General features: G+C 70.3%; 17 protein-coding genes. 9 read left to right on the forward strand and 8 right to left on the reverse strand.

All coding sequences use genetic code 11. The features are described 5' to 3' along the window. Positions 1-2: 2 nt before the first annotated feature. A complete protein-coding gene (locus NE236_RS04960; RefSeq protein WP_252840605.1) occupies positions 3-1,232 on the forward strand; it encodes an ABC transporter ATP-binding protein in 1,230 nt (409 codons plus the stop codon). A 69-nt stretch (positions 1,233-1,301) separates the two neighbouring features. Here the strand turns inward: NE236_RS04960 and NE236_RS04965 are convergent, their stop codons facing one another. After that, positions 1,302-2,306: a LacI family DNA-binding transcriptional regulator gene (locus NE236_RS04965; RefSeq protein ID WP_308209048.1), complete on the reverse strand. Its 1,005-nt coding sequence runs from the start codon at positions 2,304-2,306 to the stop codon at positions 1,302-1,304. 469 nt (positions 2,307-2,775) lie between these two features. On the opposite strand from NE236_RS04965, the gene NE236_RS04970 reads away from it, so the two are divergent. Genes NE236_RS04970 through NE236_RS04985 form a run of 4 tightly spaced genes read left to right on the forward strand, consistent with a single transcriptional unit; the run spans position 2,776 to position 4,760 of the window. Then, entirely contained in the window at positions 2,776-3,006 is a 231-nt protein-coding gene (locus NE236_RS04970; RefSeq protein WP_252840607.1) for a transcriptional regulator, read from the forward strand. A 34-nt stretch (positions 3,007-3,040) separates the two neighbouring features. After that, positions 3,041-3,556: an amino-acid N-acetyltransferase gene (locus tag NE236_RS04975; RefSeq protein WP_372494240.1), complete on the forward strand. Its 516-nt coding sequence runs from the start codon at positions 3,041-3,043 to the stop codon at positions 3,554-3,556. Further along, the gene (locus tag NE236_RS04980; protein ID WP_252840608.1) at positions 3,553-4,152 is read left to right on the forward strand and encodes an RDD family protein; all 600 of its coding nucleotides are present in this window, start codon (positions 3,553-3,555) and stop codon (positions 4,150-4,152) included. Before NE236_RS04975 ends, NE236_RS04980 begins: the two co-directional genes overlap by 4 nt. Then, on the forward strand, positions 4,149-4,760 hold the full coding sequence (locus NE236_RS04985; protein ID WP_252840609.1) for an RDD family protein: 612 nt from the start codon (positions 4,149-4,151) through the stop codon (positions 4,758-4,760). Before NE236_RS04980 ends, NE236_RS04985 begins: the two co-directional genes overlap by 4 nt. Here NE236_RS04985 and NE236_RS04990 read toward each other — a convergent pair. Further along, the gene (locus NE236_RS04990; protein WP_372494241.1) at positions 4,746-7,778 is read right to left on the reverse strand and encodes a UvrD-helicase domain-containing protein; all 3,033 of its coding nucleotides are present in this window, start codon (positions 7,776-7,778) and stop codon (positions 4,746-4,748) included. The genes NE236_RS04985 and NE236_RS04990 overlap by 15 nt on opposite strands. Positions 7,779-8,440: 662 nt before the next feature. On the opposite strand from NE236_RS04990, the gene NE236_RS04995 reads away from it, so the two are divergent. The 3 genes from NE236_RS04995 (at position 8,441) to NE236_RS05005 (ending at position 11,801) form a co-directional block, all read left to right on the forward strand. Next, positions 8,441-8,584 (forward strand): hypothetical protein, encoded by a 144-nt coding sequence (locus NE236_RS04995; RefSeq protein ID WP_252840610.1) that lies wholly within the window; start codon positions 8,441-8,443, stop codon positions 8,582-8,584. A 146-nt stretch (positions 8,585-8,730) separates the two neighbouring features. After that, positions 8,731-9,051 (forward strand): histone-like nucleoid-structuring protein Lsr2, encoded by a 321-nt coding sequence (locus NE236_RS05000; protein WP_252779361.1) that lies wholly within the window; start codon positions 8,731-8,733, stop codon positions 9,049-9,051. Between the two features lie 242 nt (positions 9,052-9,293). Continuing rightward, on the forward strand, positions 9,294-11,801 hold the full coding sequence (locus NE236_RS05005) for an ATP-dependent Clp protease ATP-binding subunit (RefSeq protein ID WP_252840611.1): 2,508 nt from the start codon (positions 9,294-9,296) through the stop codon (positions 11,799-11,801). A 105-nt stretch (positions 11,802-11,906) separates the two neighbouring features. Here NE236_RS05005 and NE236_RS44330 read toward each other — a convergent pair whose 3' ends face one another. The 4 genes from NE236_RS44330 to NE236_RS05025 form a co-directional block, all read right to left on the reverse strand. Continuing rightward, the gene (locus tag NE236_RS44330; protein WP_252840612.1) at positions 11,907-12,302 is read right to left on the reverse strand and encodes a type II toxin-antitoxin system VapC family toxin; all 396 of its coding nucleotides are present in this window, start codon (positions 12,300-12,302) and stop codon (positions 11,907-11,909) included. Beyond that, entirely contained in the window at positions 12,299-12,526 is a 228-nt protein-coding gene (locus tag NE236_RS44335; RefSeq protein WP_252840613.1) for a FitA-like ribbon-helix-helix domain-containing protein, read from the reverse strand. The genes NE236_RS44330 and NE236_RS44335 overlap by 4 nt, the downstream gene beginning before the upstream one ends. A 103-nt stretch (positions 12,527-12,629) precedes the next feature. Then, on the reverse strand, positions 12,630-13,157 hold the full coding sequence (locus tag NE236_RS05020) for a DinB family protein (RefSeq protein ID WP_252840614.1): 528 nt from the start codon (positions 13,155-13,157) through the stop codon (positions 12,630-12,632). 21 nt (positions 13,158-13,178) lie between these two features. Further along, positions 13,179-14,054: an HhH-GPD family protein gene (locus tag NE236_RS05025; protein WP_252840615.1), complete on the reverse strand. Its 876-nt coding sequence runs from the start codon at positions 14,052-14,054 to the stop codon at positions 13,179-13,181. A gap of 65 nt (positions 14,055-14,119) precedes the next feature. On the opposite strand from NE236_RS05025, the gene NE236_RS05030 reads away from it, so the two are divergent. Continuing rightward, complete coding sequence (locus NE236_RS05030) at positions 14,120-14,770, forward strand: hypothetical protein (RefSeq protein WP_252840616.1); 651 nt, start codon at positions 14,120-14,122, stop codon at positions 14,768-14,770. A gap of 35 nt (positions 14,771-14,805) precedes the next feature. Here the strand turns inward: NE236_RS05030 and disA are convergent, their stop codons facing one another. Together disA and radA are read right to left on the reverse strand one after the other, a co-directional pair. Beyond that, the gene (disA, locus tag NE236_RS05035) at positions 14,806-15,885 is read right to left on the reverse strand and encodes a DNA integrity scanning diadenylate cyclase DisA (RefSeq protein WP_252840617.1); all 1,080 of its coding nucleotides are present in this window, start codon (positions 15,883-15,885) and stop codon (positions 14,806-14,808) included. Between the two features lie 92 nt (positions 15,886-15,977). Beyond that, positions 15,978-17,378, reverse strand: a complete 1,401-nt coding sequence (gene radA / locus NE236_RS05040) for a DNA repair protein RadA (RefSeq protein ID WP_252840618.1) — start codon at positions 17,376-17,378, stop codon at positions 15,978-15,980. Between the last annotated feature and the right edge of the window lie 19 nt (positions 17,379-17,397).

A 17,397-nucleotide genomic window follows, 5' to 3' on the forward strand; every position in this document is an offset into this window, starting at 1 on the left:
CTATGGCCAAGATCGTCCTGAGCCACGTGGACAAGGCCTACTCGAACGAAGCCAAGGCGGTGGACGACCTCAATCTGGAGATCGAGGACGGGGAGTTCATGGTCCTCGTGGGCCCGTCCGGGTGCGGCAAGTCGACCGCCCTGCGGATGATCGCGGGTCTGGAGGACATCACCGGCGGTGAGATCGCGATCGGTGACCGGGTGGTCAACAACCTGGCGCCCAAGGACCGCGACATCGCGATGGTCTTCCAGAACTACGCGCTCTACCCGCACATGACGGTCGAGCAGAACCTCGCGTTCGGCCTCCAGCTGCGCGGCACGCCGAAGCCGGAGATCAAGAAGCGGGTCGGCGAGGCCGCCAAGATGCTGGGCCTCGACCAGTTCCTCAAGCGCAAGCCGGCCGCGCTGTCCGGTGGTCAGCGGCAGCGTGTCGCGATGGGCCGCGCGATCGTACGCGAGCCGCAGGCGTTCCTGATGGACGAGCCGCTGTCCAACCTCGACGCCAAGCTCCGCGTGTCGATGCGCGCCTCCCTCAACCAGCTGCACGACCGGCTGGGCGTCACCACGGTGTACGTCACCCACGACCAGATCGAGGCCATGACCCTCGGCGACCGCGTCTGCGTGCTGCGCGAGGGCAAGCTCCAGCAGGTCGACACTCCGCAGAACCTCTTCGACAACCCGGTCAACCTGTTCGTCGCCGGCTTCATCGGCTCCCCGGCGATGAACTTCGTCACCGCCGAGCTCGTCCGTGACGACGGCCCTCACGTCACCTTCGCCGGGTACAAGCTGCCCGTCCCCGCCTCGGTGCTGGAGTCCCGCGTCGGCCTCGACGACTACTTCGGCAAGGAGGTCATCCTGGGCATCCGGCCGTCCGACTTCGAGGACGCCGGGCACAGCGGCAACGACTGGCCGACGATCCCGGTGCACGCGGACGTCACCGAGGAGCTCGGCAGCGAGATCAACGTGATCTTCACGATCGACGCCCCGCCGGTCGAGCACAAGGACACCGCCGACCTCGCCCACGACGCCGACGAGGACGACGCGGCGATCCCGCTGGCCGACAACAAGGCGCTGTGGACCGCTCGCGTCAACGCCCGCTCGCGCGTGCGCCCGGGCCAGGACCTCGAGCTGTCGGTCGACACGAGCCGCCTGCACTTCTTCGACGCCGAGAGCGGCCTGGCCATCGGCCGCTCGGAGACCGCCGCGGTCGCCGACGCCGCCGCCACGGTCTGAGTCTCGCCGCCACGGGCCTCCTCCCCTCGGGGCGGAGGCCCGTGGTGTCTCGTCAGGCCGAGCGTCTCGTCAGGCGGACTCGCGGACGATGAGTTCGGGGGACAGGACGACCTGCCGGTGGTCGTGCCGTTCCGGGTCGCCGGTCTCCGCGAGGGCGAGCTCTGTCGCGATACGACCGAGGTCCGCGCGCGGCTGGCGTACGGTCGTCAGCGGCACGACGGCCGTCGCGGCCAGGTCGATGTCGTCGTAGCCGACCACGCTGATCTCCGAGGGCACCTTCACCCCCGCCCGTACGAGCTGGTTGATCAGTCCGAGCGCGAGAAGGTCGTTGGCGCAGAAGACGCCGGTCGGCAGGGGGTCGAGGGTGAGTAGCCTCTCCGCCGCCGCCCGTCCGGCCTCGGCGGTCATCTCCGGCTGCTCGAACGTCGTCAGCGCGCTCTCGGTCAGCCCGGCGTCCCGCGCGGCGCGTACGGCGCCGTCGTGGCGCTCGCGGACCGGGCCGAAGGACAGCGGGCCGGTGACGAACAGGAGCCGGCGGTGCCGCCGGCCGAGCAGGTGGCGGGCGGCCAGCGCCCCGCCCGGGCGGTGGTCGGCCCCCACCGAGCAGACGCCGGTACCGGTTCGGTCGAGCAGCACCACTGCGAGGCCGCGTCCGTGGAGGTCGGTGATGCGGTCCTCGCCGAGGTCCAGCGGGCTGATCAGGACGCCGGAGACGTTCTGCTCCTCCAGGAAGTCGAGGCAGCGCTCTTCCTTGGCGAGGGAGCCGTCGCTCGTGCACCACAGCGCGTCGAACCCGTCGGCGTTCATCGCCGCCTCGGCGGCCCGGCCGAGGTCGGCGAAGTACGGGTTGGCCATGCTCGGGACGACCACCCCGAGGGTGTGCCCGCGTCCCTGCCGGAGCTGCCGGGCGGTCTCGTTGCGGATGAAGCCGAGCTCGCCGATCGAGGCCTGCACGCGTTCCCGGGTCGCTTCGGCCACGAGATTTGGCCGATTTAGGACATTCGAAACCGTGCCCACCGAGACTCCCGCATGGATCGCAACATCTCGGATGCTGATGCGCGTCAACGCTTCCACCTTCCCGGTGAGTGCGGTTTCCGCAGGTCGACGAGGGTGAACAACTGTGGCCGATGTGTTATGTAGCGCAACGGATATGAACGCCTACGCGTCGTAACATGCGAACCCTTGACGGTCCGAAGACGGCCGCTTAGCGTTCCGGAGCGGAGCGTAGCTTGAAACGATTCACGATCTTTGCCGGATCGCTGCGCAGAAGGATGGGGGCGAGGGCGCACACATGACCCCACCCGGACACGCCGACATTGGTCCCGGCAATGATGCCGGGACGTTTCCTCGTGTCATCGGCTTGCCACACGAGGCGACGTTCCCGCTCAACTCTCCAACGTATGAATCGTTACCTGGAGTTCCCACGTCGCGCATCCCCATGCGGACGGACGGCCGACTCCGGTCAAGCACGCTCCGGCCTACCCGTGCCCATGCGGCCGTCGCCGCATCCCCGCAGCCATCACCCGGGACGAGGGAGGACGGAGTGGAACAGGCCACACTCGCACGCCGTGGCACCGATGATCCGCGTCTGAGCGAGGATGAGCTCCGCTTGCTCGCGCAGATCGCCACAGGTGTCACCGCAGATGTGGCGGCGCGGAAACTCGAACTCAGCGCGCGCACCCTGCGGAGGAGGCTGCGATCGATATGTGACCGGCTCGACGTGAACACCCCCATCGAGGCCGTCGTATGGGCGGCACGGCGGCAGCTGATCTGACCGGGTGGAGCCCACCGGCTAGGGTCACCTGTTTGTGGAGATAGCGATCCGTCGTGCCCGCGTCACCGACGTCCGGGTGATCCGGCGGCTGATCGACCTGTACTCCGGGCCGGGCCGGTTGCTGGAGAAGCCCACCGTCACCCTCTACGAGGACGTCCAGGAGTTCTGGGTGGCGGAGGACCGGGAGAGCGGTGACGTCGTGGGCTGCGGCGCGTTGCACGTCATGTGGGAGGATCTCGCCGAGGTCCGTTCGGTGGCCGTCGACCCGTCCTGGCACGGGCGGGGCGTGGGGCACCGGATCGTCGCGCGGCTCCTCGACACCGCGCGCGAACTCGGTGTACGCCGCGTGTTCTGCCTGACCTTCGAGGTGGAGTTCTTCGCCCGGCACGGGTTCCAGCCCCTCAAGGGCACTCCGGTGGCGCCGGAGGTCTACGAGGAGCTGCTGCGGAGCTACGACGACGGTGTGGCGGAGTTCCTCGACCTGGAGCGGGTGAAGCCGAACACCCTGGGCAACACCCGGATGCTGCTTCATCTGGAAGGTAGTGAATGAGCGAGCCTTACCGGCCGTACGGCGGGCCGGCGGACCACGGGTCGTACGGCGAGAACCGGCCGGGGGAGTACACGGAGTACCAGGGGTCGTACGGCGGAGATGAGCCGGCGGGGGAGCTGATCCTCGCCCCGATCGCGCGGCGGGCCGGCGCCCGCCTGATCGACGCGGGCCTGCTCGGGGTGGTCGGGTTCGCGGTCATCCTCCCCTTCATGATCGCCGCGGTGGGGCTCAACGAGCCCGGTAGCCACGTCAAGAACGGCGGCGGCATCTGGTCCGGCACGGCCATCATCGGCTGGATCCTCGTCCTGGCGATCCTGCCGTTCGCGTACGAGGCGGTGCAGCTGGCGCTGTGGGGACAGACGCTCGGCAAGCGCGTGCTGCGGCTGCGGGTGCTGACCGAGACGGGCGAGCCCCTCACACCTGCTCGCGCGGCCGCGCGAGCCGCGGTCAACAACGTCGTCTATCTCTTCGGATGCGGGGTCGGCACGGTCATGGCGTACCTCTGGGCGATCTGGGACCAGCCGCTGCACCAGGGACTGCACGACCGGCTGGCGGCCACGGTCGTGGTCGACGACCGAGAGTTCGCGGACGAGTGACCGAGGAGGCCGTCGACGCGGTCGCCGAGCCGTCGCAGCGACTGGTCGCCCGCATCATCGACACCCTCATCGTCGGCGTGCCCATCGGTACGGGCGCCGCCGAGTTCTTCTCCCGCGAGACGGCGCAGACGGTCGTCGCGCCGATCGCCTTCGCGGTGGTCTTCTTCATCTACGAGGCCGTGCAGCTGGCCGCCTGGGGCCGTACGGTCGGCAAGCGCCTCACCGGTCTGCGGGTGGTCTCCGTGACCGGGGACCGGCCGACCGTGCCGCAGGCGCTGATCCGCGCGGCGATCTACGCGCTACCGCCCGCCACGCGCCCGGTGCCGGTCCTCAACGTCCTCGCCGCGATCTTCTGGCTGGCCGAGAACGGCCTGCAGTTCGAAGGGGCGTACCGTCAGGCGCTCCACGACCGTGCGGCCGGCACCCTCGTGATCGACACCCGGCCACGCGTCGTGGAGGAGCCCGCCCCGGCCGACGAGCCGGAGCTCGTGGACGGGCCGGGCCTCATGGACGGGCCGGAGCTCGTGGACGGGCCGGGACTCGTGGACGAGCCGGGACTCGTGGACGGGCCGGGACTCGTGGACGAGCCGGGCTCAGATCAGCCGTAGCTGCCGGTCACGCGCGCGACGGCGGGCGGCCTCCGGGCGGGTCACCAGCTCGGCGGGGATCGAGCGCAGGAACGGCGACGGCTCCCGGCGGCGCGTGGAGGACAGGAACAGGTGCGTCTGGGCTCGCGTCATCCCGACGAAGAACAGCCGCCGCTCCTCCGCCTCGTCGCTGTCGTTCAGCCGCAGCGGCAGGAGGCCGTCCTCGCAGCCGACGACGAACACGACGGGGAACTCCAGGCCCTTGGCCGCGTGCAGGGTCAGCAGCGCGATCCGGTCGGCGCGCGGGTCGTACGCGTCGACCTCGGCGCCGAGGGCCAGCTCGCCCAGGAACGCCTCCAGGTCGTCGCCGCAGCGGACGGCCAGCGGCGTCAGCAACTCGGCCGCCGACCGCAGCACCGCCTCGTCGTGCACCTCGGCGAGCGCGCCGGTCGCGGCCCGGAGCCGGTCGCGCAGCGGCCCGCCGTGGTGCCGCAGCTCGTGCGCGAGCTCGCGGACGCCGGGCCGCTTGATCAGCCGGTCGTGCGAGCGCTTCTGGTACGGCATGCCGGCCCGCGTCAGCGCCTCCATGATCGGCTCCGACTGCGCGTCGGTCCGGTACAGCACCGCGATGTCGGAGAAGTCCAGGTGGTCGGCGTGATGGCCGTCGGACCGCCCGGAGTCCAGCGAGTGGAAGGACGCCCCGCCCAGCAGCCGGTCGATCGTGCCCGTGACGTACTCGGCCTCGGCCTGGGCGTCGGCCGTCTCGTGCACCTGGATGAGCCGGTCGCCGGAACGCTGCGGGAGGAGCGCGCGGCCGGGGACGAGGCTCGTGGCGGCGATCGCGCGTACGGCCCCGTCGACGATCGCCGGCGCCGAGCGGTAGTTGCGGGTGAGCTGGACCGTCGTCGCGCCGGAGAAGTCGGACTGGAAGCGCAGGAAGAATCCGACGTCCGCCCCGCGGAAGGAGTAGATCGCCTGGTCGGGGTCGCCGATCGCGGTCAGCCCGCCGTCGGGCCGGGTCAGCAGCCGCAGCAGGGCGTACTGCGTCTCGTCGACGTCCTGGTACTCGTCGACACTGATCCACGGCCAGCGCTCGCGGTAGGCGTCGGCCAGCTCCGGGTCCTCGCCCAGGAGGCGTACGGGCAGGCGGAGCAGGTCGGTGAAGTCGGCCAGGCCGCGCTCACGCAGCCGCTTCTCGAACGTGCTGCGGGCCTCGGGCTCCTCCTGCCCGGGGTCGCCGCCGGGCCGGTCGAACCCGGCGAGCAGCCGCCGCGCCTCCTTGTCCGAGCCGGTCATCTCCCGTGCGATGTCGAGCCGGTCGGCCTCGTCGGCGATGCGGAAGCCGCCGGGCAGCCCGGCCCGCTCGTGCTGTTCGCGCAGGATCAGCGCGCCCAGGCCGTGGAAGGTCGTGACGGTGAGCCGGCCGGCGCGGCCGGGCAGGAGGGCGTCGAGCCGCTCGCGCATCTCCTCGGCCGCGCGGCGGGTGAACGTGATCGCGAGACAGTGCTCGGGCGGGACGCCGCGCTCGCCGACGAGATGGGCGATCCGGTGCGTCAGCGTGCGCGTCTTCCCCGTGCCCGGCCCGGCGATGATCAGCAGCGGGCCGCCCGGGTGCGCGGCCGCCGCGCGCTGGTCGGGGTCGAGCCCGTCCAGCACCGACTCCCCGGCGGCCTCGACGGCCTCCAGGATGTCCTGTTGGCCCTCGATCGGTGCCTCCTCCTCTGTCGCGGCCTCGGGCGCCTCTGCGGCCTCTGAGGGCTCCGGGGCGGTGCTCTGGACCGGCGGCGGGCGGTCGTCGGCTCCCGGCACGTCGAACAGGCCGGGCTCCCGGGGGGCGGGGGCCCGTACGGCCGTCGCGGGCGTCTCGGGGAGGTCGAAGAGCCCGGAGTCGTCGGGCGCGCCCTGGAGGCCGACGGCGCGCTTTCCCTCCCGGCGCAGCTCGCCCGGTTCGAAGAGCCGGATCACGCCGTACTCTCCGTCGAACCCCGCGTCGCGGATGACCTCGCGCCGGCGCAGCCGGGCGATGGCCTCGGCCAGGAGCTCGCCGCCCGCCTGGCGCACGTCCTCGAGCGGCACCTCGTCGAGGATCGCCAGCTCCGGGCCGAGGGCCGCCACCAGCTCGGCGATGTGCCCCAGCACGGACTTCGAGCGCGGCCCGACCCCGCGGATCTCGCTGACGATCTCCGGCAGCGGAATGAGGTTGCGGAAGTCCGCCGCGCCCTCGGGCCGCCGTCCCTCCGCGTGGTCGGCCAGCTCGTCGACGCGGTAGAGCACGCCGACGGTCAGCGGGCGGCCGCACGAGGGGCAGCGTCCGTCCCGCGCCTTGGTCTCCTCCGGTTCCAGTCGCACGCCGCACTTGCGGTGCCCGTCGAGGTGGTACTTGCCCTCCTCGGGGAAGAACTCGACGCTGCCGGCGAATCCCTCGCCGGTCTCGAGGGCGGCGCGCAGGGCGTAGTAGTCCATCTCCGTCGAGAAGGCCGACGCCTCACGGGCGAGTGCGGGCGGGGAATGCGCGTCCGAGTTGCTGACGAGGCGGTAGCGGTCCAGCGATCCGACCCGCCAGTTCATCAGGGGATCGGACGACAGCCCGGTCTCGACCGCGAAGATGTGGTCGGCCAGGTCGTCGTAGCAGTCGGCGACGGCGTCGAACCCGGACTTGGACCCCAGGACGGAGAACCACGGCGTCCACACGTGCGCGGGGATGAGGTACGACCCGGGGTCGCTCTGCAGCGTGATCTCCAGGAGGTGCCGGGAGTCGAGGCCGAGGATGGGCCGGCCGTCGGAGGTCAGGTTGCCGATCCGGGCCAGCGCGGCGGTGATGCGCTCGGCCGCGTCGAACGAGGGGGCATAAAGAAGGTGATGTACCTTCCGTGTGCGTTCACCCTTTTTGTAGATGGTGGAGATCTCCACGGAGAGCAGAAAGCGCACCGGAGCCCGGCACGCGGGCGGTAGTGTGCGGGCCACCCGTCGCTCCAGCTCTGGCCGCAGCCGGAACAGGCCCGGTTCGGCGGGAACGAGGTTCTGCCGCAGCTCATCCATCCACGCCGGATGCGTGAAATCCCCTGTACCGACGACCGATACGCCTTTGCGCCCGGCCCACCAGGCCAAGTGTTCAAGGTCACAGTCCTTGCTGCAGGCGCGGGAGTACTTCGAATGGATATGAAGGTCCGCGTAGAACATCACGTCGTCGCCCGCCGTCTCTCGATCGTCCGCTCCAACCCCATTGGATCCTGCCATGTCCCGGGACTTATGATCGCCGGTTCGCCGGGCGGCAGGATTCCCGGAACCCCTTGCCCACAGGGGATCCCGCAGTCCGCGATGGGGCGGGCGCGGCGCATTCGCGTGCGGTCCTGGGGCTTAAGGGCCGGTTGGGCGCTGTTATTCATCGATGCCCAGGGGCGTCGTGAAATCGGAGAGACGCCCGTTTGCCGGGCGGGCCACCCTCAGTCGCCTCCACCCCGTGGTGCTGCGGGAACGCCGGTGGTGGGTCCGTGCGTTGACGATGGGGCTCGCGACCGGCCTCGCCCCCAATCCCTCCCCCTCCTCCGCGGCCCAGATGTCCTCCGCTGCCCGGTCTGAAAGGGGGCGGTGCACCCGCGGCGAGGCGCTGCGAGACAATTTCAGGGTGAGGATGCACGCCGAAGACCACTGGGTCGGGGTGGGCGTCCGTTAAACCCGACCGAACGGAAGGTGTGGGTTGGATGTGGAAGGACCTCGCGGCCCTCGCGCCGCCTCTCACGGTGGCCGCCGCGTTCTGCGCAGGCGTGTTCTGGGTGGTGCGGCGAGAGATGGGCGGTAAGCGACGGCGCGAACGCGCCCCCGAGAAGCGCCGGAGCGACCAGTAACCCCGAGGATCCGGAGCGATTGCCGGGGATAACGCTGCGTAACGGGCGTGCTAAACTCGGATCTGTGGTTCGAATTGTCATCGGCCACCGTCGCGGTATATCTTTGGCAACCGAATGCAGTTTGCTCCGGTGAAAGGTCAGTCTCCATGGCAGAGCAGATCATTAAGCGCCTCATCGACGACCTCGATGGTGGCGAGGCGGAGGAGACGGTTCCGTTCTCTATCGACGGTGTCTCCTATGAGATCGATCTCAGCAGCGACAACGCGAAGAAGCTGCGCGATTCTCTGTCGCCGTTCGTGGAGCACGCGCGGAGGGCCGGCGTCGGACGCCGCCGCCGCAGCCGTGCCGCCTCGAGCCGCGAGCGCAGCGCGGACATCCGTGCGTGGGCGAAGGCACGTGGCATCAAGGTCAACGAGCGCGGCCGCATCCCGGCGACTGTCGTCGAGGAGTACGAACGCGCCCACTGACCCGCAGCAGGGACAAGTCAGACCGGCCCGTTGCCCGAATTTGTCGGCGGCGGGCCGTTCGCTTGCGGCGTACGGGGAACATCCGGGCCCCGCGCGGTAGTTGGATGAGGATGAACAGCCTTAGCCCGGGGAATCTCTTCTGGTACGGCGCCGAGGTAGTGACCGCGGGGCGGGGCTAGCATGCGGGAGGACAGGGTCGGACATCCCGGCCTCTGCCCGACCGCTCTGTGAGGAGCGACGAGATGTTCGAGAGGTTTACGGACCGCGCGCGGCGGGTTGTCGTCCTGGCTCAGGAAGAGGCCAGGATGCTCAACCACAACTACATCGGCACCGAGCACATCCTCTTGGGCCTCATCCACGAGGGCGAGGGTGTTGCCGCCAAGGCTCTGGAGAGCCTGGGCATCAGCCTCGAGGCCGTCCGCCAGCAGGTCGAAGAGATAATCGGCCAGGGGCAGCAGGCTCCTTCGGGACACATCCCGTTCACTCCGCGGGCGAAGAAGGTCCTTGAGCTGTCACTGCGGGAGGCCCTGCAGCTCGGCCACAACTACATCGGGACCGAGCACATCCTGCTCGGCCTGATCCGCGAGGGTGAGGGCGTGGCCGCCCAGGTGCTCGTGAAGCTGGGTGCCGACCTGAACCGCGTCCGCCAGCAGGTCATTCAGCTGCTGCACGGTTACCAGGGCAAGGAGCCGGCGTCCTCCGGCGGCCCGTCGGAGGCGGCGCCTTCGACCTCCCTTGTGCTGGACCAGTTCGGCCGCAACCTGACCCAGGCCGCGCGCGAAGGCAAGCTCGACCCCGTCATCGGGCGAGAGAAAGAGATCGAGCGGGTCATGCAGGTGCTGTCCCGCCGTACCAAGAACAACCCGGTGCTGATCGGCGAGCCGGGCGTCGGTAAAACGGCCGTCGTGGAGGGCCTGTCCCAGAAGATCGTCAAGGGCGAGGTGCCCGAGACGCTCAAGGACAAGCAGCTCTACACGCTGGACCTCGGTGCCCTGGTTGCCGGTTCCCGCTACCGCGGTGACTTCGAGGAGCGCCTGAAGAAGGTACTCAAGGAGATCCGCACGCGCGGCGACATCATCCTGTTCATCGACGAGCTGCACACGCTCGTCGGGGCGGGCGCCGCCGAGGGCGCGATCGACGCCGCCAGCATCCTCAAGCCCATGTTGGCCCGCGGCGAGCTGCAGACCATCGGCGCGACGACGCTGGACGAATACCGCAAGTACCTCGAGAAGGACGCGGCGCTCGAGCGGCGCTTTCAGCCGATCCAGGTGGCCGAGCCCTCGCTCAGCCACACGATCGAGATCCTCAAGGGCCTGCGGGATCGCTACGAGGCGCACCACCGCGTGTCGATCACCGACGCCGCACTCGTGGCCGCCGCCCAGCTCGCCGACCGCTACATCAGCGACCGGTTCCTGCCCGACAAGGCGATCGACCTCATCGACGAGGCCGGGTCGCGGATGCGCATCCGCCGCATGACCGCGCCGCCGGACCTCCGCGAGTACGACGAGAAGATCGCCGACGTGCGGCGCGAGAAGGAGTCCGCGATCGACGCGCAGGACTTCGAGAAGGCCGCCGCCCTGCGCGACAAGGAGAAGCAGCTTCTCCAGGCCAAGGCGCAGCGGGAGAAGGAGTGGAAGGCCGGCGACATGGACGTCGTCGCCGAGGTCACCGAGGAGCTCATCGCCGAGGTGCTCGCGACGGCGACGGGGATCCCGGTGTTCAAGCTCACCGAGGAGGAGACCACACGTCTGCTCCGCATGGAGGACGAGCTGCACAGGCGGGTCATCGGCCAGAACGACGCCATCAAGGCGCTGTCCCAGTCGATCCGGCGCACCCGCGCCGGCCTGAAGGACCCGAAGCGTCCCGGTGGATCGTTCATCTTCGCGGGCCCGTCCGGTGTCGGTAAGACCGAGCTGTCCAAGACGCTGGCCGAGTTCCTGTTCGGCGACGAGGACGCGCTGATCCAGCTCGACATGAGCGAGTTCATGGAGAAGCACACCGTCTCGCGGCTGTTCGGCTCCCCGCCCGGCTACGTCGGGTACGAAGAGGGCGGCCAGCTCACCGAGAAGGTGCGCCGCAAGCCGTTCTCCGTGGTCCTGTTCGACGAGATCGAGAAGGCCCACCCGGACATCTTCAACTCGCTGCTGCAGATCCTGGAGGACGGTCGCCTGACCGACGCCCAGGGCCGGGTGGTCGACTTCAAGAACACGGTCGTGATCATGACGACCAACCTGGGTACCCGCGACATCTCCAAGGGCCTGTCGGTCGGCTTCGCCCGGGAGAACGACGAGCAGGGGTCGTACGACCGGATGAAGGCGAAGGTCAACGAAGAGCTCAAGCAGCACTTCCGGCCGGAGTTCCTCAACCGTGTCGACGACACCGTGGTCTTCCACCAGCTCACCCCCAAGGAGATCATCCAGATCGTCGATCTGATGATCGCCAAGGTGGACGAGCGGCTGAAGGACCGGGACATGGGCATCGAGCTTCGCCAGGATGCCAAGGACCTGCTGGCCGAGCGGGGCTACGACCCGGTGCTGGGCGCCCGTCCGCTGCGCCGCACGATCCAGCGGGAGATCGAGGACAGCCTGTCCGAGAAGATCCTGTACAACGAGCTGCGCGCCGGCGAGATCGTCATCGTCGGCGTCGAGGGCACCGGCGAGACGGCGAAGTTCACCTTCACCGGCGAGCCCAAGCCCGACTCGGTGCCCGACTCTCCGCCTCCGGCGACCGAGTCGGTCAACCACCCGTAGTCCGGCACAACGTCGCAGGCCCCGCGCTCCGTACGGAACGCGGGGCCTGCGACGTGTCCGGGACCCGTGGGCCGACGCGGTACGACCGGGCGCGGTGCACCTGGATCAAGCGGGCGGATACACCTCGACCTCCGCGTAGTGCCCCGACGCCTTCTTGAGCTTGGCATCGCTCGTCACCAGTGGGCAGTCGAGCGCCTCGGCGAGCGCCACGTAGCAGGCGTCGTACGCGGTGAGATTGTCGCGCAGGTTCCAAACACGCTCCCCGAGGTCGCGCATCGGATAACGCGTGAAGGGAAGGGCAGCGAAATCCCGCCGTGCGTCGTTCGCTCGATCTGGAGAGATCTTCCGCCCGAGAACCAGCCCCCGTAGCGCGTGGAGAACCTCGGCATCGATGAGATGCGGTACATGCATCGGCGCACCAGCCAAGCGTTCTACCAGCGTGGCGTCCGGTCTCTCATCGACGAGTGCGCGAAGGATCGCAGAGGTGTCGACGACGATCACTCGCCGCGCTCCTCGCGGATGACGGCCACGATGTCCTCTCCGCGTGCGCCGCCGGTCCGCTGTCTCACTCGTTCGAAAACCTCTGCGGCAGTCGGCCGGTCGGTGAGCTCTGTGATCTGGCGGAGGAGGTACTCCGAGAGGGACAGTCCTTCTGCGGCGGCACGCGCTCGCACTTTGGCGTGCACCTTGTCGGGAACGTTGCGTATCTGCAGGTTCTTGGACACACATCCAGGGTGCCATGCGTACCGCATGATCGCCATGCGTTTTGCATGCTCAGGTCCGGCGCCTGGTAGATCCGGGTCGCAGCCTCGACGGCCACCCGCTCTGTCAGTGGCCGGTGGCGCCGTCGATGCGTTCGCGGAGCAGGTCGGCGTGGCCGTTGTGGCGGGCGTACTCCTGGATCATCAGCGTGTACACCCAGCGGAGGCTCATCTCGACGCCGCGTCGCGGATCGAGGAACGTCTCGTCGAGGGAACGCCCGGACATGGCCCGGCGGACGAGCTCGATCTCGCAGAGATAGGTGTCCAGGTCCGCCTCGGCGTCGGCGGGGGCCACGTCGAACTCGGCGTTCAGGTCCTCGTCGGTGACGTACAGGTAGCCGGGTGTCTCCCCGGCGAACCGGTGGCGGAACCAGTCGCGCTCCACCTCGGCCATGTGGCGGACGAGACCGAGCAGTGACAGGTCCGAGGGCTCGATGCAGCGCCGTTTGAGCTGTTCGGCGGTCAGCCCGGCGCACTTCCACAGCAGCGTCCGCCGATGGTGATCGAGCCAGGCTTCGGCGTTCGCGGGCTCGTCGCTCGTCAGCGCCTCGATGGGAGCAGGCCCGTGGGTGATCTGCGGTGCCGTCCAGGTCATGATGCCACCGTTTCCGAGGACTCAGCGGGGGAGGGCGAAGCGGCCGTCGTCGAGGGGGTCGATGAGGCCGTCCTCGATGAGCGACGCGAGGGCGCGCTCACGCTGCCGCACATCGTCCCACGCGTCATCCAGTGCCTCTCGCTCCACGGGCCCGCTGGCGTGCCGCAGAACGGCGAGGAGGCGGCCCCGGCACTGGCGGTCGGTCCCGGCGTACGTCTGGCCCTTGCGCGCCGGACCGTCGTACGCGGGCTTGCCGGCCAGCCGCCAGGAGCACGAGGCGGTCACCGGGCAGTCGGCGCAGCGCGGAGCACGGGCCGTGCACACGAGCGCCCCCAGCTCCATCACGGCCACGCCCCAGGTCGCGGCCGTCTCGGCGTCCGGCGGCAGCAGCGACTCGGCGAGGCGCACCTCGGCGGCGGTCTGGGCCTTCGGCGGGTACTCCACGCCGGTGACCACCCGGGCCAGCACCCGGCGCACGTTGGTGTCCAGGACGGCGTGCCGCTGCCGGTAGGCGAAGCTCGCCACCGCGGCGGCCGTGTAGGCGCCCACGCCCGGCAGAGCGCGCAGGTCGTCGTACGCCGACGGCACCCGCCCGTCGTGGCGATCGACGATCGCGCGGGCACTCGCGTGGAGGTTCAGCGCGCGACGGGGGTAACCGAGCCGTCCCCAGGCGCGGACGGCCTCGCCGGGCGGCTCGGCCGCCAGCGCCGCGGGCGTGGGCCACCGGGTCAGCCACGCCTCGTACGCGGGCAGCACCCGGGACACCGGGGTCTGCTGCAGCATGATCTCGCTGACCAGGACCGCCCACGGAGAGGCGTCCGGGCGGCGCCAGGGCAGGTCCCGTGCGTGCTCGGCATACCAGCTGAGGATGGGTTCGGCGTAGGTAGGTCGGTGCATGGTGATTCGATCCTGACACGGCGGGTCGCGGCACCGCGCATTGATCGAAAAAGGATACTGAGCGTATGGACTCCGACACGCAACGGGACCTGGGGGAGGCGGACGCCTACTGGCGCCGCCGGGTCTACGTTCTCGCCGGGGGGATCACCGCCATCGGCCTGATGGCGTGGACCTGCTCGGGTCCCGACCACAAGAAGTCGACGGCCCAGGTGCGCAACGCCGCCGCCACGATGACCCCGCTGCCGGTCACGGCCACCCCGGTGGCGACCGCGGCGACTCCGGCCGCGACCGTGACGGTCACGGTCACGCCCACGGCCGTGCCGGGCGTGAAGCCACGCAGTGGGGATCGCTGCGATGACGCGGACGTCGTCGTCGGGCTGGCGCCGACCAAGGACCTGTACAAGAGCAAGGAACACCCGCGATTCCGGCTCAGTGTGGTGAACGCCGGCCGGCGGGCCTGCACGTTCGACGTCGGCGCGAAGGCGCTGCGGCTCCGGATCACCTCGGGCGCCGATCCGGTGTGGTCGTCCGACCGGTGCGCGGACGGCCCGGCGTCCGACCTTCAGCTCCTCCGGCGCGGCGTTCCGTACATCGCGGACGTCGACTGGGATCGCACACGCTGCGGCGGTGACTCCCGCGCACGGCCGGGGACCTACGTCGTCACGGCCAAGGGCCGCGGGGTGCGGACGCGGAGCCAGGTGTTCCGCCTGCGCTAGGCGTTCTCTCCCGCCGACCTGGCGGGAGAGAACGCCTAGACGTAGCGCTCGAGGATCGAGGACTCGGCCAGGCGGGACAGGCCCTCGCGGACGCTGCGGGCGCGGGACTCGCCGACGCCGCCGACCGACTGCAGGTCGTCGATGCTGGCGGCGAGGAGCTTCTGCAGGCCGCCGAAGTGCTCGACGAGGCGCTCGACGAGCAGGCTCGGCAGGCGGGGGACCTTGGCGAGCAGGCGGTAGCCCCTCGGGCTGACCGGCGTGTCGAGCGGGTCGTTGCCGCCGAAGTCGAGGACCTCCGCCACGGTGGCCAGGTCGAGGAGCTCGGAGGCCGAGAGCTGGTTCAGCGCGGCGAGGACCTCGGCGACCGACCGGGCGTGATCCTCCGGCTGGTAGTCGCGGACGATCAGCTCGCGGTCCACGTCGACGCCGGAGACCAGCTCGTCGAGCTGGAGGGACAGCAGCCGCCCGTCGGTGCCCAGCTCGACGACGTAGCCGTTGATCTCGTCGGCGATGCGGCGGACCATCTCCAGCCGCTGCACCACCGCGCTGACGTCGCGGGCGGTGACGAGGTCCTCGATCTCCAGCGCCGACAGCGTGCCGGCCACCTCGTCGAGCCGCAGCTTGTAGCGTTCGAGCGTGGCGAGGGCCTGGTTGGCGCGGGACAGGATGGCGGCCGAGTCCTCCAGGACGTAGCGGTGGCCGTCGAGGTAGAGGGCGATGATCCGCATCGACTGGCTGACCGACAGCACCGGGTAACCGCTCTGGCGGGCGACGCGCTCGGCCGTGCGGTGGCGGGTGCCGGACTCCTCGGTCGGGATCGTCGGATCCGGCATGAGGTGCACGCCGGCGCGCACGATGCGGGTGCAGTTGGCGTCGATGACGATCGCGCCGTCCATCTTGGCGAGCTCGCGCAGCCGGGTGGAGGAGAACTCGACGTCGAGCTCGAACCCGCCCGTGCTCAGGCCCGCGACGACGCGGTCGTAACCCATCACGATGAGCGCGCCGGTGTGGCCGCGAAGGATGCGTTCCAGCCCGTCGCGGAGCTGCGTACCCGGAGCGATGGCGGCAAGGGTTGCGCGGCGTCGCTCGTCTCTGCCCTTGTCTGTTGCTGGCACGTGACCCCCGGAGGTCGCTGGACGGCGGTCAGTTTATCGGTGAACGCGGAAAGCCGACCCGCTCCCCTCGCTCGACGGCGGACGGCCCGGCCTCATGCGTCCGCGCTCACGGCCGCGAACGCGATGTCGAGGGCCGACCACACGTCATCCACTTCTGCCACTTGCATACCCTCATCCGTCACGATCGTGCCAGTCGTACGGCCGGCCGTCGGGTCGAGTGACCCTCCGGGCACGATGGCGCGCCGGTAGCCGAGCCGGGAGGCCTCGGAGAGCCGGCGCTTGGCGGCCTGCACGCCCCGGACCTCGCCGGCCAGCCCGACCTCGCCGAAGACGACCAGGTCGGAGGGGAGTGTGGCGTCGTTGGCCGCGCCGGTGACGGCGAGCGCCACGGCCAGGTCGACGGACGGCTCGCTGAGCCGCACGCCGCCGACCGTCGCGGCGTACACGTCGCGGTCGTGCAGCTTGACCCGGCAGCGGCGCTGCAGCACCGCCAGCATCATCGCGACCCGGGACGAGTCGAGCCCGGAGGTCATGCGCCGCGGGTTGGCCAGCGGCGAGGGCGCGACCAGCGACTGCACCTCCGCCACCAGCGGACGCCGGCCCTCCAGCGTGACCGTGACGCAGGTGCCCGGCGCGGGTTTCTCCTGGCGGGTCAGGAACAGGCCGCTGGGGTCGGCGAGGCCGATGATCCCCATCTCGGACAGGTCGAAGCAGCCCAGCTCGTCGGTCGGGCCGTAGCGGTTCTTCACCGCGCGGATCATGCGCAGCCGGCTGTGCCGGTCGCCCTCGAAGTAGAGCACGACGTCGACGAGGTGCTCCAGGACGCGTGGGCCGGCGATCGAGCCGTCCTTGGTCACGTGGCCGACGACGATCGTGGTGATGCCGCGCTCCTTGGCGACCCGGATCAGGTTGGCGGCGACCTCCCGGACCTGGCTGACCCCGCCGGCGGCGCCGTCGATCTCGGCCGAGCCGACCGTCTGGATCGAGTCGACGACGATCAGCTCGGGTTTGACGGCGTCGATCTGGCCGAGGACGGCGGCGAGGTCGGTCTCGGCGGCGAGGTAGAGCCGGTCGGCGATCGCGCCGATCCGGTCGGCGCGCAGCCGCACCTGCTCCGCCGACTCCTCGCCCGTGACGTACAGCGCGGTGCCGCGGTCGGCGTGCAGGGCCGCGACCTCCAGCAGCAGCGTGGACTTGCCGATGCCGGGCTCGCCGGCCAGCAGCAGCACCGCGCCCGGCACCAGGCCCCCGCCCAGCACGCGGTCGAACTCGTCGAGCCCGGTCGCGGTGGTCTGCGAGGCCTGCACGTCCACCTCGCCGATCGGGCGGGCCGGCGCGCTCACCGGGCCCGGCGTCACGACCCGCGCCGGCTTGGCCGCTCCCGCCACCTCGACGGTGCCCCACGCCTGGCACTCCCCGCAGCGCCCGACCCACTTGGAGGCCTGCCAGCCACACTCGGCACAGCGGTACGCCTGCTTCACGCTTTTCGCCATGCCCGCGACTGTACGGCCC

This window comes from Actinoallomurus purpureus, assembly GCF_024055795.1.
GTDB lineage: Bacteria > Actinomycetota > Actinomycetes > Streptosporangiales > Streptosporangiaceae > Actinoallomurus > Actinoallomurus purpureus.